This window comes from Erwinia sp. GW821-FHT03D09 (assembly GCF_059420805.1).
On sequence record NZ_JBWKUK010000029.1, the window covers coordinates 1 to 17,056 of the forward strand.

Consider the following 17,056-nt stretch of genomic DNA (forward strand, 5'->3'; position numbering starts at 1 on the left):
GTGTTGCGGGTCGCCCGCAGCGGCTGGTATGCCTGGCGGACGCGGCGTATCGTCATCAGCGCCCGCCAGCAGTTCCGGCTGCGCTGCGACAGCGCAGTTCATGACGCTTTCGGGCGGGCGAAGCAACGTTATGGTGCCCCGCGTCTGGCTGATGAACTGCGGGCTTATGCACTTCAATATCAAAACGGTTACCGCCAGCCTGCGCCGCCAGGGGCTGCGGGCGAAGGCGTCACGCCGGTTCAGCCCGGCCAGTTACCGTGGGCATGGTCTGCCAGTGTCGGAAAATCTGCTGAAGCAGGATTTTTACGCCAGTGGCCCGAATCAGAAGTGGTCGGGAGACATTACGTACTTGCAAACCGATGAGGGCTGGCTATATCTGGCTGTCGTCATCGGCCTGTGGTCGCGTGCAGTTATCAGCTGGTCGATGTCGTCGCGGATGACGGCACAGCTTGCCTGTGATGCGCTACAGATGGCGTTGTGGCGGCGTAAACGCCCGGAGCATGTCATTGTGCATACTGGCAGAGGCGGGCAGTACTGTTCAGCGGACTATCAGGCGTTACTGAAACACCATAATCTGCGCGGCAGCATGAGCGCGAAAGGAATTGTTACGATAATGCCTGTGCAGAAAGCTTCTTCCATTCAATGAAGGTGGAATGCATCCACGGCGAACGCTTTGCCAGCCGGGAAATAATGCGGACAACGGTGTTTAATTATATCGAGTGCGATTACAATCGCTGGCGTCGCCACAGTGCCTGTGGCGGTCTCAGTCCGGAACAGTTTGAAAACCAGAACCTCGCTTAGCGCTGTGTCCACATTACGTGGGTAAGATCAAACACCTCACTGTCGTCAAAATAGGATTGTCGTCTGCGATCCTGCCAGCCAGATGGCCGGTTAACCCTGATACTCAGTTGCGCACGCGATACACCGATACTCCGGCAGACGTCACTTATTCGTCGTCCCCGGGCAACAAGGGCGCATGCGCAATCCATTTTTTTGCCCGACCGAACTCCACGGCCTCTTTGAGTATTTCAGCTTCCATCGTCTTTTTGCCCAGAAGGCGCTGAAGCTCGCGGATTTGCTTATTGGCAGCAGCAAGTTCAGATGCGGGAACGATCTCTTCGCCTGATGCCACGGCAGTCAGAGAGCCGTCTTCATACTGCCTGCGCCATTTGAAGATCTGGTTAGCATTGATATCATGCAGACGAGCGACATGAGACACGGTCATGCCGGGCTCCATAGTCTGCTGAATAATGGCAATTTTTTCCTGCGGTGTACGACGGCGACGTCGCTCAGGTCCTGATAACACTTCAACCATCTTATTATTCTGACTGGTGTTAAACATAGGTCTAAGACTACCTCTTATTTTAAGAGAGGCGTAGTGTCTGGTGATCTATGGGGCTAGTCTGGTAGTCATAAGAAACATGATTTCTATAGGTGAACTTGTCAGTTCTTAAAAATAATTCAATCCATGAATAGTAAAGTAAAAACTAACAGAACTATGAATATCATAAAAGACAATTGTGATAGTAGATTTTAAATCGCCTTCTATGTATTATTAACCTTTATTAACTTTATGTAAGGGAGTTACATGGCAAATATAATATATGCGACGATTAAGGGTGATAAACAAGGTTTGATTTCTACTGGATGTTCAACTCTCGACTCCATAGGAAACAAATACCAAAGAGGACATGAGGATCAGATACTAATTCTTGAACTACTCAACCTGATGACACGTGAAGGTAATGTTCAACTTCACCCTCTTCAAATCAGAAAGCCCATAGATAAAGCATCGCCACTCTTAGCTTTAGCAATGAATCAAAATGAACGGTTAGAGTGTGAGTTTGTGTTTTATAGAATGAACCCTTCTGGTGGCCTGGAGATTTTCTTCAAAATAAAGCTAACGAGTGCTACGCTAAGTGAAATTAGAATGTTTAGCCCTAACTCATTGACACATAACGAAGTTCAATCTGATGAAAGTATTTCCTTCAAATACGAATCTATTACTTGGGAACATGTAATGGCAGGCACAAGTGCCTATAGCCTCTGGGAAGATAGGGTGTATTAATTATGGGAACTACTGCAATAGCTCATTTAAAATATGATTTAGATAATCATGCTGTAGATCTAAAACGTATTGCTACATTAGCTTCTTCATATTTTATTAAAAGTTATCAGATACGAAGAGAATATCTAAGAGAGGTCGATGATTTTATTAACGATGTCAATAGACGTTTTCGTAATACATTTGATGTTAACGAGCGAATGAGGCTGATCACAGAGGTTCGTGCTGAAAGTGAGCTTGCTCATCGAGAATATCAGATTCTAAGACAAGGAAATTATACTAAGTATATCGTTACTGAGATATTTGAAGACCAAGGCTTAATTAAGTATGCAAAAATAGGTGGGGGTATTGTTACTGGTGGATTTCAAACATTTGGTGGGTGGAGCCTTCTACAAGCAGGAAGAAAACTTCACTTAAGAAGATTCAAATCCATTGGAATTACATTAGCAGCTCATGGCGTGAATAATATGTATGAATCAATAAGCCCTTTACTATATGAACATCAAGAGGTTGGTCCAATCAGATATCTTTACCGTCTGGCAGCAGAACAATTAAGGTATGACAAATACCGTGGTGATTTTTCCTATAGTGTTGCAGATTTTTCAGTTACTGCATATTCAGCTTATAAAGGACTTATTTTAAAGGAAAATCCTTTACGTTTAGCCAGTAGAGGATTATTTGAAAAGCCTGGAACCGGTAGATTATTTCTTTACGTGAAGCAAGATCACATTACCAAATGGGCAAATAAGAATACCGCAATGAAAATATTTCAAGCTGGCTCATCTATTAATAAATTTAAAGCTACATTTTATGATGGCGATTATAAGTATAACGAGGGTGAATGAACTATGAGGACTAGAAGAGTTTTGATTAAATAGGAAGATCTTCTTTTTTGATAAACTAAGGGGGAGTAATCATAAAAGTAAACATCTTCAATCTTAGTTGAAGTAATTTTAATGTGGTTGTCATTTTTATTTTTCTCACTCTACTATTTCTTATTACTATACAGATTACAATAATCATACTTATGATGAACATAGTAAATGGCCCTCTGGTTAATCCATGAAGATATATAAGAATGCCTGTATTGATAATGCCTAAAATAGTGAAAGTAAAAAAGGTATTGCTTACAGCATCAGCAATAACAAGGATATAATTCTCAAATGTTTCATCACTGGCAACTTTAGCACCCTTTCCATAAACTTCATGTATTGCTTTAGCATAAGCACTTTTCATTTTCAATAGTTCTCGATATGAAAAGCAATTATTCAGTATTAGTTTTCTCACTTTCATTTTCACTTCCATGTTAATATCAACAAATAGGCTGAATTATAATATCTCATAATATATTACCACATAATCTTAGGCTGTGTCCCTTAATTGCATAACCTACTGTAAAACAGTCGGATGCAGCCCAGTTTTACCATCGCCAGATAATTTCTCGCCGTTTTGTCGTAGCGTGTGGCGATACGACGGTATTCTTTCAGGCGACCAAAGCAACGCTCAACAACGTTACGATTACGGTAGGCATCACGATCGAGCCGTGAACGACCATCCGACGCCATTTTCTCATTTGATTTGCGAGGGATGACAGTTTTTATACCCCTGTTTTTCAGCTCGTTACGTAAAGCATGTCCGGAGTAGGCTTTATCAGCCAGTACAGCATGACCACGACGCTTCATGCTGCCGTTCTGGTGCTGGACACCAATGCCGTCCAGCAGACGTTGTGCGAACTGGCTTTCATGGGTTTGTCCGGGACTCAGAACGATGTTTAACGGCAGACCGTTTCCCTCTGTCGCCAGATGGATTTTAGTGCCAAAACCACCGCGAGAGCGACCCAGCCCATTATCTGCGGTGATATCGGAATATTTTTTTGCGCTCCGGCGGCACATCTGAGCGCACGGATATTACTGCCATCCAGTGCTGTCGCTGACCAGTCAACGAGGCCGTGAGCGTCAAGAGATGAAAGTAACTTATTGAAAATAATGTTGATCGTTCCTGACTTTGACCAGCGATTAAAACGGTTGTAAACGGTCTTCCATGGACCATATCGCTCAGGCAAATCGTGCCATGGAGCGCCGGAACACAGCACCCAGAACATACCGTTGATGATCATACGATGTTCAGCCCATGGGCGTCCGGCCCGCGGTATTGCTGGTTCAGCAGGTAATAAGGGCTGGATGAGGACCCATGCTTCATCGGGAAGGTCGTAGCGAGCCATAGTTCAATGTGTTGTGGAAACAGGCAGTTACTATAGCTCAGGAGATTAAGGGACACAGCCTAGTTCCGCTATTAAGCGAGTTCCAGCCTGTCGCCAAGCCGTTGCCTGTTGTCACTTTTGCCGATCGGCGACAGCTGCCAAAAATCCGTCTGTACGTCGATTTTTTACTGCAGCAGTTTCGAGAATCGCTTTGCCTGGCGAGATAGCCGGATAAGTCACCACCAGCCCAGGCAATATGTTGATGTGAAACAGTTCCTGAATCAGCATCCTGTAGCCCTGAATTCACCGACGTTATTTATGCCTGGCGAAGAAGTAGGTTTTATTCGCCTCTGTGCGGACTTAGATTCAACAATTACACGCCATAATAATGAGTATCTTTGTTGTCATTACCGGAATGACCTGGCGTGTGATATCTCACATTGTTGATTTGTTCGTGAGTGATTGAATGGAATATACAGGATGCGAAATACCGATCATCTGGGCGGAATTACCGCCTTTGTCACCACCGCCCAGCAGGGAAGTTTTACCGCAGCGGCGGAGAAACTCGGGTTGACAAAATCAGCCGTGGGCAAAAGTGTCGCCCGCCTTGAAGCCAGACCGGGGCTGAAGCTATTCCTGCGGTCCACGCGGCGTTTGAGCCTGACGCCGGATGGTGAGCGTTTCCGGGCAAGTTGCCAGAATGCGATAGATATTCTTGAACAGGCAGAAGCCGAGTTAACCTCTCATATTGCCCAGCCTTCAGGCCGGCTTCGGGTCGATCTCCCCGCTGCATTTGGCAGACAGCGTATTTTGCCTGTTCTGCTACAGATCGCCCGTCGTTATGGAACCGCTGGCCGACGCTATTCAACGCCACCGACCCGCTGCGGTGCTGGCTTCGCCTACGGTGCAGAATCCGCTGGGTGCCAGTATGCCGGTTGCGAAAAAGCAGGCGCTGGTTGCCCTGACTGAACGCGCGCGCATCCCGCTTATTGAGGATGATGTCTATGGCGATCTGGTTGGCGAGGGGTAGCGCCCTCCGGCCTGCAAGGCATTCGACCAGAGTGGCAACGTCATTTACTGCAGTTCCCTGTCGAAAACCCTGGCACCGGGTTGGCGAATCGGCTGGATTGCCGCCGGGCGCTACTACACCCGAATTTTGCAGGCCCGCATGGCCGGGGACTGGGCTGGCGCGCTGCTGCTGGAAGCCGCAACGAGCGAGATACTGGTTAGCATATGGCTAATGGTGCGGTTTCGGTCTGTCCCAGGCACGGGTGCATGCAATCAATAAATATTTTCATCGCCGGACTGACCGTTCTGTCGGCGTGATGGGCACAAAGCGCCGTGATCGTCAGCGGCGCTCTACAACGGGTTTTCTGCCTCACCTCCCGAGCGTGGACTTGAATATCCCTGACATGTCATCATGTGCATTGGTTAAATTTCTGTATATAAGCCGCAGGCTTTAGCAGATACAAATGGCACACAGATGCAGGCGATAAATGATGGCATACATGGATTATTTATTAACGTTTATTGAAGGAAATCCGGCGCTGGCCGTGGGTTTTAATCTTATTCTGCTGATCGTTTCCGGCATGTTTACCCACATTTTGTGTAAATTCCTGCTGATCAAAGTGGTGCGCAGGGTCTTCTTTGCCAGCCATAAGCAGGATGTGCCGCTGGAAAAAGACCGCCGCATTGCCGAGAAGCTGTCGAACTTTATGCCGGTGATTATCGTCTATTACGTTCTGCAGTTTATGCCGAATATGCCGCCATCACTGGTGACGGCCATTAATACGTTCTGCGGGATTTTGTTTTTTATTTTCCTGTCGATCTTCTTCAATGAAATGCTGGATATCGTTAACAGTTCATATGTCCGCAAGAGCAAGCGCAAAAATCACTCGATTAAGGGCTATATCCAGATAGGAAAAATATTAATTCACGTCATTGCCGCAATTATGATCCTCGCGGTGATGTCGAATAAATCCCCTGCCATTATTATTTCCAGCCTCGGTGCCGTGGCAGCGGTGCTGATGTTGGTGTTTCAGCATACTCTGCTGTCGCTGGTTGCCAACGTTCAGCTTTCGTCCAACGACGTTCTGCAGCTGGGCGACTGGATTGAGATGCCCGACAGGAATCTCAGTGGTGAGGTGACCGATATTGCGCTGCACACGATTACCATCCGCAACTGGGATAACACCATCTCACGTATCCCGACGAAAAACTTCCTCACCGAAACCTATACCAACTGGCAGGCGATGTTTTCGTCCGGGGCGCGGCGGATCATGCGCAGCACCAGTATCGATCAGCATTCGATTAACTTTCTTTCTCAGGAGATGTTGGCCCCCATGCTGTCCATTCGCGGGGTCAATGAGCCGCTGGCGAAACTGCTTGATGGCCGTGACCCAGGGGGAGTGGCCGACAGCTGGTTTATTGATAACGGGCTGACCAATTTGACGCTGTTCCGTCATTATCTGATGGCTTATCTTGCCGAGCGGCCGGACATTATTAAAGATATGTACATTGTGGCGAGAACGTTGAAGCCGTCGCCGTCCGGTATGCCGCTGGAGATTTATTGCTTCACCTCATCGATTTTTTGGATGGATTACGAGAATACGCAATCCGAGATATTTGAGTACATCACCGCCGTGGCCGGAAAATTCTCTCTGCGTTTATATCAATACCCGGCGGGGCACGACTTCTGGCGTTTATCGCAGGAAAGCGGTGGCCGGGATAGGACCTTATAAGTGGCCGCCTGTCAGCCAGGCTCAGCGCAGTACCGTTCGCTAGACGCAGGGATTGGCAATACAGCAGGCCAGATGTAAACAGGAAAGTTTAATGTCATTCCTGGAAAATGACGATTATCAAAGATGATAGTCAAGGGGAAATGTTGAGATGTTGAAATATTTATCACTGCTGGCCGTAATAATGCTCACACCCCACACACCGTGGTGACAGACTGCACGTAGGGACGAATACGCCATCTCCCTGACTACGGTGACAAAAGAATCTTCCTCTACCACTCTCGTAAACAATTCCATTCCTGAGAAACCCACAAGTCGATCATTTCAAATCTGCAACGATGAGTTGCAAACCATTCTATTTTGGAAAATATCGCACGCAGATATGCTTCTCTCATCGCGACAACGACCGTCGTCGCTTTAATTTCCGCGAATGGCGTATCGGGGCTGGCCGTAACGGTCACCCCGCCGGCACCGAACATGTAGCAACGCCCCCGCGGAAACTGAACTCCCTGCTATTTATCCCTTTACAACCAGCAGCTTATTTCGCCGGATGATACTCAATATTAATCGGCTCATCCGGCAGCTTAGTAAACTTCTGGATAATCTGGTGGTAATCCGCCGTCGGATTCACATCCTTAAACTGCTGCGGATAGAAATCCTTCGCCAGCATTTCGATGCCGATAATATTGTACGGATGATTGTAGAAATGATGGTAAACCGCGGCCACCTTGCCCGCTTTCACCGCCGGAATATCCTTCACCCCATTACGATTGCGCAGACGATCGAAGCTCTCTTTGATCTCCTCAACGCTGGTGTTGTAGCCCAGCGGAATCACCGTACTCGCCTTGCCACCGCGCTTTGAACCGCTCATCACGTAGTAATCAGGATTCATCGAAATCACTTTTTCCACCGCAACGTTTCCGCTGGTGCCCGGCAGCAGCTCGGAACCGATATTGCGTGCACCCGTTGCCTCAACCAGTCCACCCCAGCCGTTACGACCGTGGGTAAAGCAGCAGGCATCGCCACCGCCGCCAATACCGGCAATCGGTTCAATAAACACCAGCGGCTTCGGTGAAATATCCTTCACCTTATTTTGAATCGCGGTCAGCTTCTGCTGATAAAAATCGGTATAGGCTTTGGCGTTGTCTTCCTGATTCAGCACCTTGCCCAGCAGCGTGACGCTGGAGGCGGTGTTCTGTACCGGATGCAGTTCAACGTCCAGGAACAGCACCGGAATATTCAGCGCCGCAAGCTGTTTCAGCACGCCGGTCTGCTGGAGCGACGGCTTCGCGCGCAGCTGGGCAATCATCAAATCCGGATGCTTAGCGATCACCGTTTCCAGATTTACCTCGCCCTGATCTGAGAAACCCATATCCAGGATTTTTTCCGCCTGCGGCCAGCGGTTTTTCAGCATGTTCCAGCTGCCGGTGTCCTGCTTCTTCATCAGGTTATTCCAGGAAACCACGCGCTTAAACGGATTGTCGCGGTCGAGCAGAGCCAGGCTGAGTATCTCGCGGCCATCCTGCAAAATAATACGCTGCGGCTCCTGCTTGATCACGACCTGCTGGCCGTCCATATCGGTCACGGTCAGCGGATAGGTGGTAGCGAAAGCCAGGGTGGGAAGGGTAGTGATAAGGAGAGCTGAAAGCTTCAAAGCCGGAACAGTTTTCATATTCGGAAAGACTCGGAATAATAAGGTGGTGATAATTATTCTCATTTTTATCTAATCCGCACCTAAACTTTGTAACTTTTTTATAAAAAATTCACATTTTCACCTTTGCCTTTGCCTTCGCCTTCGCCTTCACATGACTTTTATCTGCTTCTGCTTCTGCTTCTGCTTCTGCTTCTGCTTCTACGCCCGTGACTCAAATTCCCTCCGTTTCTTTTAGGCGACTGACCTGCCGCCGGGAAGGCGCTTGCCATTCGCAAGCGAGTAAAAACCACGGCAAACCACATCGACTACCGTTAGTTTTACTTGTTATTGCATTGAAATATAAGCGTAAATATCAATAAACTTACTTGTGAGTAATCAACGACGTTTCCTTTAGCGTACGCGCCGGGGAAATCGTCGGTATTTACGGCCTGATGGGGGCGGGGCGCACGGAGCTGTTTGAATGGCTGCTCGGCACCCAGCCCTCGTATCTCGGCAAACTGTGGCTGGACAGCAAACCGGTACCGCAGCGGCTGTCCACCGCCGACCGCATCCATATGGGCATGAGCCTGGTGCCGGAGGATCGCAAGCGTACCGGCATCTTCCCCATCTCCTCTGTGGCCAGCAACCTGACTATTGCCAGCCTGTGGCCGCGTCTGGAGCACCGGTTTGCCATTTCTCATCAACAGGAGATGGCGGTGGTCAACAGCACAGTAAGCAATTTGTCGATCAAAATCTCCTCGCCGGAGGTGGCGATCAACGCGCTGAGCGGTGGTAACCAGCAGAAGGTGGTGATTGGCCGGTCAATGCGGATCTCCAGCAGCCGCAGCGCGTCCCAGCGATCCAGCTCCGCCAGTCGGTCGGCGGGGAAGGGCGAAACGGTGGCGACCTGCTGCTTAAAAGCGTCAATACCGGCGGCCTCCAGCTCGGCAAACTGGCCTTTGGTAATGGAATAGCCGCACTGCCAGAAGCTGCCGCGATCGATCATAATAAAGTTCTGCTTCGGCCCCTTATGGCCCATCCCCCACTGGGGATCGTCTTCACGTTTATCCAGGCGGAACCACACCACATCGCGCGGCGCGCCGAATGATTGCCCGCTCAGCTGCGCTTTCTCTCTCACCTTCGAGTGGCGGCCGTCGCAGCCGACCACCAGCCGGGCACGAATCTCTCGCGGCTGGCCGTTGGCAATCGCGCGCACGCCGCATACCCGGCCATCGGCAGTGATCAAATCATCGAAGGCACAGGATTGCAAAAGGGTGAAACCGGGGAGTACGCTGGCGCGTTCGGCCAGAAAATTCAGGAAGTCCCACTGCGGCATAAAGGCGATAAATTTGCACTTCACCGGCAGGCGGGTGAAGTTGGCCAGCGTCACTTCTTCACCGCCAACCTCGGCCTGGAGTTTTTCGGCGCGCTGGTGGGGCAATTTCAGCAGGTCCTCGAGCAGCCCGAGGTGATGCATGATCTGCAGCGTTGAGGGATGAATGGTGTCGCCGCGAAAATCGCGTAAAAAGTCGGCGTGCTTTTCCAGAACCACAACCTGTACGCCGGCCCGGGCCAGCAGATAACCGAGCATCAATCCGGCAGGACCACCGCCGACGATGTAACAGTCGGCGGTGAGCGTTTCCGCTGTCCGATCCATACAATCCACCTCTGCAATGCGATAAGTGAATTATATGATAATGCTTATCATTATCTATATCGAGTTCTGATTCACATTCAGCAGCGTATTATTTAATCTCTACCGCGTAGTTTTCCACCGGGGTGATTTTCTTGATCAGCTTATTATCAAACAGGAACTGCTCGTAGGCCTGGTAGCGGGCGCTGTCCAGATGCGCCGGATCGCGGGCGAACAGCGGCAGTGATTTCTGCCACGCCTGGCGGTTCAGCTCGGTGTTCAGCTCCGGGTGGCTGCTGGCAAAGGCTTTCCACGTTTCCTGCGGATGCGCCTGAAGATAGTCGTTACCCTTCTTCAGCGCGGCGAGGAATTTGGCAATTTTCGGTTTCTTCACGTCATCGCGATTGGCAACGATCACCAGCTCGTCATAGGCCGGAACGCCATAATCTTCTACATTAAACACCTTGGGATCTTTGCCCTGAATTTGCAGCTCCAGCGCTTCGATATTGCGATAGCCGCCGATCACCGCATCCACCTGGCCTGCCAGTAGCGCACCGGTCAGCTGGAAGTTGACGTTAACCGGGGTGATATCGGCAGAGGAAACGCCCTCGTGCTTGAGCATGGTGCCCAGCGTGGCCTCTTCAATGCCGGTGACCGAGAAACCGACCTTTTTGCCCTTCAGATCGGCAGGCGATTTAATGTTTTTATCCAGCGTCATCAGCGTGTTCAGCGGCGTATTCACCAGGGTGCCGACGCGTACCAGCGGTAAGCCCTGATCGGCGAAGAAGTGCAGCTGGGGCTGATAGGTGATAGCCAGATCGGCTTTCTTTGCGGCCACCAGGCGCGGCGGCAGGGAAGGATCGGACGGCGGCACGATCTTCACGTCCAGCCCTTCGGCTTTAAACGCGCCAATCTGCTCGGCAACGATAATCGGCGCGTGGTCCGGATTAACGTACCAGTCCAGCATCAGCGTGACGTTTTCCGCGGCGACGGCGTGGCCCGCGATGGCTGTTCCCAGCAGCAGGGCGCAGAGGTTCTTTTTCATTGCTGTTATTCCTTGTTATGTCGTATGCAGGTGGTTATTCCGCCGTCCAGTTAATCAGGCGGCGCAGCAGGCTATCGACGGCAACCCAGAGCAGCACCGTCATCAAAATCAAAATAAACAGCGCGGCAAACAGCTGGTCGGTCTGCATCCGCGCATTGGCGTTGAGCATCAGGTAGCCCAGCCCTTCGGCCGATCCGACCCATTCGCCGATAATCGCCCCGATGGGGGCCACGGCCGCCGCCATGCGCAGCCCGGTGCCGAAGGCGGGCAGTGCCGCCATCAGCCGCACGTGGCGCAGCAGCGCCCAGGGGGAAGCCCCCATAGTGCGGGCCAGATCGAGGTAGTCGTTATTCACCCGGCGCAGGCCGTCGAAAAAGGCCGAGGTCACCGGGAAGAAGATCACCAGCACCGCCATCGCCACCTTGGCGCTCATGCCAAAGCCGAACCACAGCACCAGCAGCGGGGCGAGGGCGAACACCGGGATCGCCTGGCTGGTCAGCACCAGCGGCATCAGCCAGCGCTGCAGGCGCGGCGAATACACCATGCTCAGCGCCAGCAGTGCGCCGAGCAGCACCCCGAGCAGCAGCCCGCTGACCACTTCGGATGCCGTCACCAGCGAGTGGTAGGCCAGGAATCCGCGACCCTCCCACAACGCCTGCGCCACGGCGGCGGGCGTCGGCAGCAGAAACGCCGGAATATCGCTCAGCGTTGCCAGCCACCACAGCAGCACCAGGCCGAGAAACACCGTCAGCCCGCGCCCCCATTTTGCCAGGCGGCTGTCCTGTTGATGGCTCATTCTGCGGCCCTCACCAGCTGTTGCAGCAGTTCGGCCTGGCTTTTCAGCAGGTCGGCATCATCCGGCGCGCGCGGCGGCAGCCCGGCGATATGATGGCTGTCATCCAGCCCGGCAGGATGCGGCGACAGCACCAGCAGGCGGTGGCTGAGGCGGCAGGCCTCCATCGGATCGTGGGTGATCAGCAGCACGGTATGGTTGGCCAGCAGTTCGGCGGCGAGAGTCTGGATGGTGGCGCGGGTAATGGCATCCAGCGCCGAAAACGGCTCATCCATCAGGACAATCGGCTGGCGTTCGTACAGCGTACGGGCAATCGCTGCACGCTGGCGCATACCGCCCGAAAGTGCGGCGGGGCGCTCGTTGCCATGCCCGCTTAGCCCGACGCGTTCCAGCAGATGCTCCGCCCAGGCGCGGTCGGCTTTTTCCCCGCGCAGGCGAGGCCCGAGGGTGATGTTTTCGCGTACCGTCAGCCACGGATAGAGCAGATCCTGCTGGCCCATATAGGCAATTCGCCCCGGCACCGGCAGGCCGTCGCTGGCGCTTACTGTGCCAGACGTTGCAGTCGCCAACCCGGCGATGATTTTCAGCAGGCTGGTTTTGCCCGCGCCGCTGGCCCCGAGCATGGCGACGAAGGTGCCGCCCTCAATGCGGAAGTTCAGCCGCTCAAAGATAGTCCGGCTGCCGAAACGCAGGGTCAGATCGCGGATTTCGATGCCGGGGCGGGAAATAACGCTGTTCACCACACGTTAACCGGGTTTTCGACGGCGTTGAGTCCCATCTGCCAGAAGGCACCTTCCAGACGGGTGGCGGTAGTGAAGATGTCACTCAGCCGATCGAAGCGGGCATCGGCACCGCGCTGCTGGCCCACGCGGTCGAGCAGCTCAATCGCCGCTTTCACGCCGTTCAGATAGCCCTGGTCGCTGTAGTTCTGCATCCACGAAGCGTAAGGATTGCCCTCCATCACTGTGGCCGGATCGGCCAGCAGACGCAGCCCCGCTTCAGCATAGCCCGCCACGCACGGCAGCAGGGCAGCCAGTAGCTCAAGGGCATCCCCGGTATGGCCGATATCCAGCACGTAGCGGGTGTAGTTGATCGTTTCGCTGGCTTCCGGTTCGCGGGCCATCAGCTCTTCGCTCAACCCCCATCCTGCGCAGTAGCCGACGTGAAGCGGTAGTTCGGCAACGATGTGATTCAACGATCCGACGGCAGCACGGATTTCCGGCAGAGTGTGGAATTTGGTGACCAGCAGGGCGTAGGCGCGGGCGAAGTGGACGAGGAACAGATAGTCCTGGGTCAGATAGCGGCGGAAGGCAACTTCTGGCAGCGTACCGGCACCGAGCTGTTGCAGGAACGGGTGAGCGACGTAGTGTTCCCAGTGCGGTCCCGCATTCTGACGGAGGCGACCAAACAGACCGAATTCGAACATTGAAGCAGGCATAAGATCTCCAAAATCGTGGTGGAGATCCGGGGTGCGGCGGCGGTGTGAAGAGGCAAAAGCAGATCTGTGTTTGCCAACCCGTCCCTTCGCTGGCATGACCCAGATCAGGTTCAAAGGGTTCGGCATTACTGCCATCTCAGCCCGTTACAGGACACCCCTCGGAGTCGGTTGTTATACGATATTTATTTTTTTATTACAATCATAATGCGGGCCAGCGGCTCACCTCGCACAGCGTCCGGGCGAGCATTGTGGCGGCCTGAGAAAGCTGATGCTGCTTACGCTGCAGCAAACCCACGCGCCGTTCAATCTGTGGGGCCGTCAACGGCACGCAAACCGCACCCAGTTCACGCATCTGCTGGATACAGAGCGCCGGGACCGCACTGGCACCCAGCCCGCCAGCTACCATCTTACCCACCGTAACCCGCTGATGGCTTTCAAAAGCCACGTCCAGCCGCCGTCCCGCCTTCACCAGCGACTGCTCCAGCAGCAGACGAACTGCGGACGGGCGCTGAAGTGTAATAAAATCGAGCTGTAGCAGTTCACGCCAGCTCAATTGTTTTTTCTGCGCCAGCGGGCTGTCTGCCGGAACGACGGCGACAAAACGGTCGATGCCTGGCAGGGTGAAATACAGCGAATCGGCCTGTTCGGGTTCGAAGGCAACACCCATCTCCACGCGTCCTTCCTGCACCATTTCGAGTACTTTCTCGTTGATCACGTCGTGAACTGCGACGTTGACCCTGGGATAGCGCTGGCTGGCGCTGGCAGACGAACGGCTGGTGCATGTGGAAACGGAGCACGGGTGTATCATCAGGCTGACGCTGTGCGATAGCGCGCGCCAGCCGCTCAGAACGCTGGCCAGCTACCGGTATGATGAATGGGGCTACCTGCTGAGCGTCCGGGCCGGGGAAGGCCGCAGCTTTGATTACCGCTGGTCAGCGGAAGGGTGGATGCTGCGCTGGAGTGACCTGTCGCACCTGGGTGGAGCATGACTATGACTGTCTTGGGCGCGCCATTGATGGCCGGGCAGCGGAAGGGCTATGGCCGGGGCATTTTGTCTGGGATGACGACACGCGTACAGGCCACTTTCATAACGGGTTTGGTGGCGTCACCAGCTACGTTCGCGACGAACGCAACAATATTATCTGTATCCGGCAGGACGATGGCGGTGAAACGCACTTTGAGTGGGTGGATAACCAGCTTATGGCGCAGACCGATGCGCTGGGTAACCGCACCAGATTTACCCTCGATACATGGGGACTGCCAGTCAGCGTCGCCCTGCCGGACGGCACAATGCACCATTACCAGCGTTCAGCTGGGGTTCGAAGGTATTTTCGCGGTCCCGTGGCGTGCTCAGTTCAATCTCGCCATCATCGCAAAGTAGTGTTTTTGACGAGTAGCCATTGCGGGTATTAGAGCCTTTTTTGGGGGCAGTCCAGTAAGAGATAAAAAGCGTCTGGATATATAGGGTCAAATCCACTGCAACTTTTTTTCGTCCATAAAGTAACCGACTTTCTCACATTCCATCGAAACCCACGAAAAAGTCATCAGTTCCTTCATTGAAAAGCATATGTCCTACAGACTGAACGCATTATCAGCAATCGATTACATCACATACATGTAGGGCCGCCATCCATGGCAGCAGGATCTTCGTCATAGATCCTTTTGATATCAGTCGGGTAAATGGTGTGCTATCCCAGATCCCCTCCGGCTACGGGTAACACGGTTCCTGTAATATAGCTGGCATCATCGCTGGCAAGGAAGAGAATCGCAGCCGCCTGTTCATCCACCGTGCCATAACGGTGCATCAAACTTGTCTCGCAGGTTTGATCAACCACGCCCTGATACCAGGCTTTTTCCTCTGCCGTAGGGGGTTCCTGAGTCAGATTGCGTGGCGTCAATCTGGGCGGTGCTTCAGTACCACCTGGTGCAGTGGCATTGATCCTGATACCTGAGCTGGAGTATTCGAATGCCAGCGATTGGGTCAGGGCATTGACGCCGCCCTTGGCCGCAGAATAGGGTACGCGGTGAATGCCCCGGGTTGCCACCGACGAAACATTGACGATCACCCCTTTTTGTACTTTGAGCATATACGGCAACACCGCACGGCATCCCCATAAAGTTGGGTATAAAGAACGGCGTATTTCGGCATCGATTTGATGAGGAGAGTATTCGGCGAAGGGGCGGGCCCAGATGGTGCCACCCACGTTGTTAATCAGAATATCTACCTGGCCGTAGTGTTGATATGCCTCTTCGAAAGCCTGGTATGTGCTATCCCAGTCTTCCAGGTCAGCACGAAGAGGCAATACATCGTGACCTGTTTCTCGCAGAGTTTGTGCCAGAACATCAACCCATTCCGAGCGGTCAATCAGAACCAGTCTGGCTCCTTCAGCTGCCGCGCGCTCGGCAACAGCCTTGCCAATACCCTGCGCTGCGCCGGTAATCACCATGACGCGATCATGAAATCGTTGATGTCCCATATCACACACTCTCCTTTACGACCTGCGGGGTAAATTTCTCATAGTAGAAATTTACCGGAGTGATAGATTTTGATTTTAAAAATGCCATGACGGCATCAACCATTGGTGGAGGACCGCACAGGTAAACATCAACATCACCTTGATTAAGGTGAATCGGTTTTATGTGGTCAGTCACATAGCCTTTATGGGGGGCAGCAGATTCAGGATCGACGATACATACGGTATAGCTGAACTGTGGGAGCAGCCGGGCCGCCTCTTCAAGCTGGTCGATTTTGACACTATCAATGTCGCGAGAAACGCCGTAAATAAGATGTATGGGGTGATTGAACTGCATGCCTTTTAGATGTTGCAGCATCGACAGGAACGGTGCGAGGCCGGTTCCGCCGGCCAGCATCAGAACAGGGCGCGTGACCTCGCGCAGGTAAAAGCTGCCCTGTGGGCCGGTAAGTTGCAAAATATCGCCCGGTTTTACCTGTTTAGTCAGATAGTTGCTCATGCGACCATTGGGCAAGTTACGGATCAGGAATGATAAGGTTTTTTCGCCGGGTAAGGAGCTAAAAGAGTAAGCACGCGTGTCTTCGCTGTCCGGTAGCTGAATATTGATATACTGGCCGCTCAGGAATGCAATACCGGGATGACTGGTAAGTGATAAAGTCAATTCGATAGCGCTGTCAGATAAAGCCTCTGAACTGACAACCTCAGCCGTATAGGTTCCGCTGCCTGTTTTACACATCTGTGAAGAAAGAGGAACCGAGATCACACAGTTGGAGCTCGGTATCATTTGACAGGTCAGTACTTGCCTACTTTCAGCTTCTTGAGTGGAAAGAGCATCTTCAAGGTACTCGTTGCCGAGATCGTATTGGCCCGATTCACAGCGACATTTGCAGGTACCGCAAACACCATCGGAGCAATCCATGGGTAAATTGATCTTCTGTCGATAGGCGGCATCAAGGACTGTTTCATTTTCATTACATTCGATAAAACGAGTGACGCCATCTTCAAAGTTGAGTGCGACGATATTAGTCATTATTCAC

The 17,056-nt window shown here is 52.3% G+C and carries 16 protein-coding genes, 6 pseudogenes and 1 riboswitch; of the genes and pseudogenes, 8 read left to right on the top strand and 14 right to left on the bottom strand.

Translation table 11 applies throughout. The features are described from left to right. Positions 1 to 801: pseudogene (locus AC07U6_RS21335) on the top strand (IS3 family transposase); the annotation flags it as partial. Positions 802 to 839: 38 nt separating this feature from the next. Here AC07U6_RS21335 and AC07U6_RS21340 read toward each other — a convergent pair. Further along, positions 840 to 1,315, bottom strand: a pseudogene (locus AC07U6_RS21340) (transposase); the annotation flags it as partial. 273 nt (positions 1,316 to 1,588) lie between these two features. Between AC07U6_RS21340 and AC07U6_RS21345 the strand changes: the two are divergent. Beyond that, positions 1,589 to 2,068 (top strand): Hcp family type VI secretion system effector, encoded by a 480-nt coding sequence (locus tag AC07U6_RS21345; protein ID WP_494762487.1) that lies wholly within the window; start codon positions 1,589 to 1,591, stop codon positions 2,066 to 2,068. 2 nt (positions 2,069 to 2,070) lie between these two features. Continuing rightward, positions 2,071 to 2,910, top strand: a complete 840-nt coding sequence (locus AC07U6_RS21350) for a DUF4225 domain-containing protein (RefSeq protein WP_494762488.1) — start codon at positions 2,071 to 2,073, stop codon at positions 2,908 to 2,910. 55 nt (positions 2,911 to 2,965) lie between these two features. Here the strand turns inward: AC07U6_RS21350 and AC07U6_RS21355 are convergent, their stop codons facing one another. The 3 genes from AC07U6_RS21355 to AC07U6_RS21365 form a co-directional block, all read right to left on the bottom strand. Continuing rightward, entirely contained in the window at positions 2,966 to 3,358 is a 393-nt protein-coding gene (locus tag AC07U6_RS21355) for a hypothetical protein (RefSeq protein WP_494762489.1), read from the bottom strand. A gap of 83 nt (positions 3,359 to 3,441) precedes the next feature. Then, positions 3,442 to 4,286, bottom strand: a protein-coding gene (locus AC07U6_RS21360) for an IS5 family transposase (RefSeq protein WP_494762490.1) whose coding sequence is annotated in 2 segments (ribosomal slippage) — positions 3,442 to 3,941 and positions 3,941 to 4,286 — 846 coding nt in all. Because the reading frame shifts where the segments join, the coding sequence is not laid out codon by codon here. A gap of 111 nt (positions 4,287 to 4,397) precedes the next feature. Further along, the gene (locus tag AC07U6_RS21365) at positions 4,398 to 4,553 is read right to left on the bottom strand and encodes a hypothetical protein (RefSeq protein ID WP_494762491.1); all 156 of its coding nucleotides are present in this window, start codon (positions 4,551 to 4,553) and stop codon (positions 4,398 to 4,400) included. Between the two features lie 192 nt (positions 4,554 to 4,745). Between AC07U6_RS21365 and AC07U6_RS21370 the strand changes: the two are divergent. From AC07U6_RS21370 to AC07U6_RS21380, 3 genes and pseudogenes are all read left to right on the top strand, one after another. After that, positions 4,746 to 5,108: pseudogene (locus AC07U6_RS21370) on the top strand (LysR family transcriptional regulator); the annotation flags it as partial. Next, complete coding sequence (locus AC07U6_RS21375; RefSeq protein ID WP_494762492.1) at positions 5,107 to 5,295, top strand: aminotransferase class I/II-fold pyridoxal phosphate-dependent enzyme; 189 nt, start codon at positions 5,107 to 5,109, stop codon at positions 5,293 to 5,295. The pseudogene AC07U6_RS21370 and the gene AC07U6_RS21375, both read left to right, overlap by 2 nt. Positions 5,296 to 5,764: 469 nt before the next feature. Continuing rightward, complete coding sequence (locus AC07U6_RS21380) at positions 5,765 to 7,006, top strand: mechanosensitive ion channel family protein (protein ID WP_494764477.1); 1,242 nt, start codon at positions 5,765 to 5,767, stop codon at positions 7,004 to 7,006. 535 nt (positions 7,007 to 7,541) lie between these two features. On the opposite strand, the gene AC07U6_RS21385 is transcribed toward AC07U6_RS21380, so the two are convergent. After that, positions 7,542 to 8,675, bottom strand: coding sequence for an ABC transporter substrate-binding protein (locus AC07U6_RS21385; protein WP_494762493.1), 1,134 nt, complete (start codon positions 8,673 to 8,675; stop codon positions 7,542 to 7,544). Positions 8,676 to 9,028: 353 nt separating this feature from the next. Between AC07U6_RS21385 and AC07U6_RS21390 the strand changes: the two are divergent. Beyond that, positions 9,029 to 9,463, top strand: a pseudogene (locus tag AC07U6_RS21390) (ATP-binding cassette domain-containing protein); the annotation flags it as partial. On the opposite strand, the pseudogene AC07U6_RS21395 reads toward AC07U6_RS21390, so the two are convergent. From AC07U6_RS21395 to AC07U6_RS21420, 6 genes and pseudogenes are all read right to left on the bottom strand, one after another. Further along, positions 9,454 to 10,293, bottom strand: a pseudogene (locus tag AC07U6_RS21395) (FAD-dependent oxidoreductase); the annotation flags it as partial. The pseudogenes AC07U6_RS21390 and AC07U6_RS21395 overlap by 10 nt on opposite strands. An 88-nt stretch (positions 10,294 to 10,381) precedes the next feature. After that, positions 10,382 to 11,314 (bottom strand): ABC transporter substrate-binding protein, encoded by a 933-nt coding sequence (locus tag AC07U6_RS21400; RefSeq protein ID WP_494762494.1) that lies wholly within the window; start codon positions 11,312 to 11,314, stop codon positions 10,382 to 10,384. Positions 11,315 to 11,348: 34 nt separating this feature from the next. Then, entirely contained in the window at positions 11,349 to 12,110 is a 762-nt protein-coding gene (locus AC07U6_RS21405; protein ID WP_494762495.1) for an ABC transporter permease, read from the bottom strand. Then, positions 12,107 to 12,847, bottom strand: a complete 741-nt coding sequence (locus AC07U6_RS21410; protein WP_494764478.1) for an ABC transporter ATP-binding protein — start codon at positions 12,845 to 12,847, stop codon at positions 12,107 to 12,109. Before AC07U6_RS21410 ends, AC07U6_RS21405 begins: the two co-directional genes overlap by 4 nt. Beyond that, positions 12,844 to 13,545, bottom strand: coding sequence for a thiaminase II (gene tenA, locus AC07U6_RS21415; RefSeq protein ID WP_494762496.1), 702 nt, complete (start codon positions 13,543 to 13,545; stop codon positions 12,844 to 12,846). Before tenA ends, AC07U6_RS21410 begins: the two co-directional genes overlap by 4 nt. Positions 13,546 to 13,609: 64 nt before the next feature. Next, positions 13,610 to 13,714, bottom strand: a riboswitch (TPP riboswitch). Positions 13,715 to 13,744: 30 nt separating this feature from the next. Then, positions 13,745 to 14,353 (bottom strand): LysR substrate-binding domain-containing protein, encoded by a 609-nt coding sequence (locus AC07U6_RS21420; protein WP_494762497.1) that lies wholly within the window; start codon positions 14,351 to 14,353, stop codon positions 13,745 to 13,747. Between AC07U6_RS21420 and AC07U6_RS21425 the strand changes: the two genes are divergently transcribed. Beyond that, on the top strand, positions 14,322 to 14,534 hold the full coding sequence (locus tag AC07U6_RS21425; RefSeq protein WP_494764845.1) for a hypothetical protein: 213 nt from the start codon (positions 14,322 to 14,324) through the stop codon (positions 14,532 to 14,534). The genes AC07U6_RS21420 and AC07U6_RS21425 overlap by 32 nt on opposite strands. Before the next feature lie 320 nt (positions 14,535 to 14,854). Here the strand turns inward: AC07U6_RS21425 and AC07U6_RS21430 are convergent. The 3 genes and pseudogenes from AC07U6_RS21430 to benC all read right to left on the bottom strand — a co-directional run. Beyond that, positions 14,855 to 14,974 (bottom strand): annotated as a pseudogene (locus AC07U6_RS21430) (transposase); the annotation flags it as partial. Between the two features lie 259 nt (positions 14,975 to 15,233). Continuing rightward, positions 15,234 to 16,022, bottom strand: a complete 789-nt coding sequence (gene benD, locus AC07U6_RS21435; RefSeq protein WP_494762499.1) for a benzoate diol dehydrogenase BenD — start codon at positions 16,020 to 16,022, stop codon at positions 15,234 to 15,236. Position 16,023: 1 nt separating this feature from the next. Further along, positions 16,024 to 17,049, bottom strand: coding sequence for a benzoate 1,2-dioxygenase electron transfer component BenC (benC, locus tag AC07U6_RS21440; protein WP_494762500.1), 1,026 nt, complete (start codon positions 17,047 to 17,049; stop codon positions 16,024 to 16,026). Positions 17,050 to 17,056: the final 7 nt, after the last annotated feature.

What these genes read in the sequence shown, in the direction of transcription:
- AC07U6_RS21420 (WP_494762497.1), bottom strand. Translation starts at nt 14,353, where the DNA reads ATGATACACCCGTGCTCCGTTTCCACATGCACCAGCCGTTCGTCTGCC.
- AC07U6_RS21365 (WP_494762491.1), bottom strand. Translation starts at nt 4,553, where the DNA reads ATGCTGATTCAGGAACTGTTTCACATCAACATATTGCCTGGGCTGGTG.
- benD (WP_494762499.1), bottom strand. Translation starts at nt 16,022, where the DNA reads ATGGGACATCAACGATTTCATGATCGCGTCATGGTGATTACCGGCGCA.
- tenA (WP_494762496.1), bottom strand. Translation starts at nt 13,545, where the DNA reads ATGCCTGCTTCAATGTTCGAATTCGGTCTGTTTGGTCGCCTCCGTCAG.
- AC07U6_RS21385 (WP_494762493.1), bottom strand. Translation starts at nt 8,675, where the DNA reads ATGAAAACTGTTCCGGCTTTGAAGCTTTCAGCTCTCCTTATCACTACC.
- AC07U6_RS21405 (WP_494762495.1), bottom strand. Translation starts at nt 12,110, where the DNA reads ATGAGCCATCAACAGGACAGCCGCCTGGCAAAATGGGGGCGCGGGCTG.
- AC07U6_RS21345 (WP_494762487.1), top strand. Translation starts at nt 1,589, where the DNA reads ATGGCAAATATAATATATGCGACGATTAAGGGTGATAAACAAGGTTTG.
- AC07U6_RS21375 (WP_494762492.1), top strand. Translation starts at nt 5,107, where the DNA reads ATGGAACCGCTGGCCGACGCTATTCAACGCCACCGACCCGCTGCGGTG.
- benC (WP_494762500.1), bottom strand. Translation starts at nt 17,049, where the DNA reads ATGACTAATATCGTCGCACTCAACTTTGAAGATGGCGTCACTCGTTTT.
- AC07U6_RS21350 (WP_494762488.1), top strand. Translation starts at nt 2,071, where the DNA reads ATGGGAACTACTGCAATAGCTCATTTAAAATATGATTTAGATAATCAT.
- AC07U6_RS21380 (WP_494764477.1), top strand. Translation starts at nt 5,765, where the DNA reads ATGGCATACATGGATTATTTATTAACGTTTATTGAAGGAAATCCGGCG.
- AC07U6_RS21400 (WP_494762494.1), bottom strand. Translation starts at nt 11,314, where the DNA reads ATGAAAAAGAACCTCTGCGCCCTGCTGCTGGGAACAGCCATCGCGGGC.
- AC07U6_RS21355 (WP_494762489.1), bottom strand. Translation starts at nt 3,358, where the DNA reads ATGAAAGTGAGAAAACTAATACTGAATAATTGCTTTTCATATCGAGAA.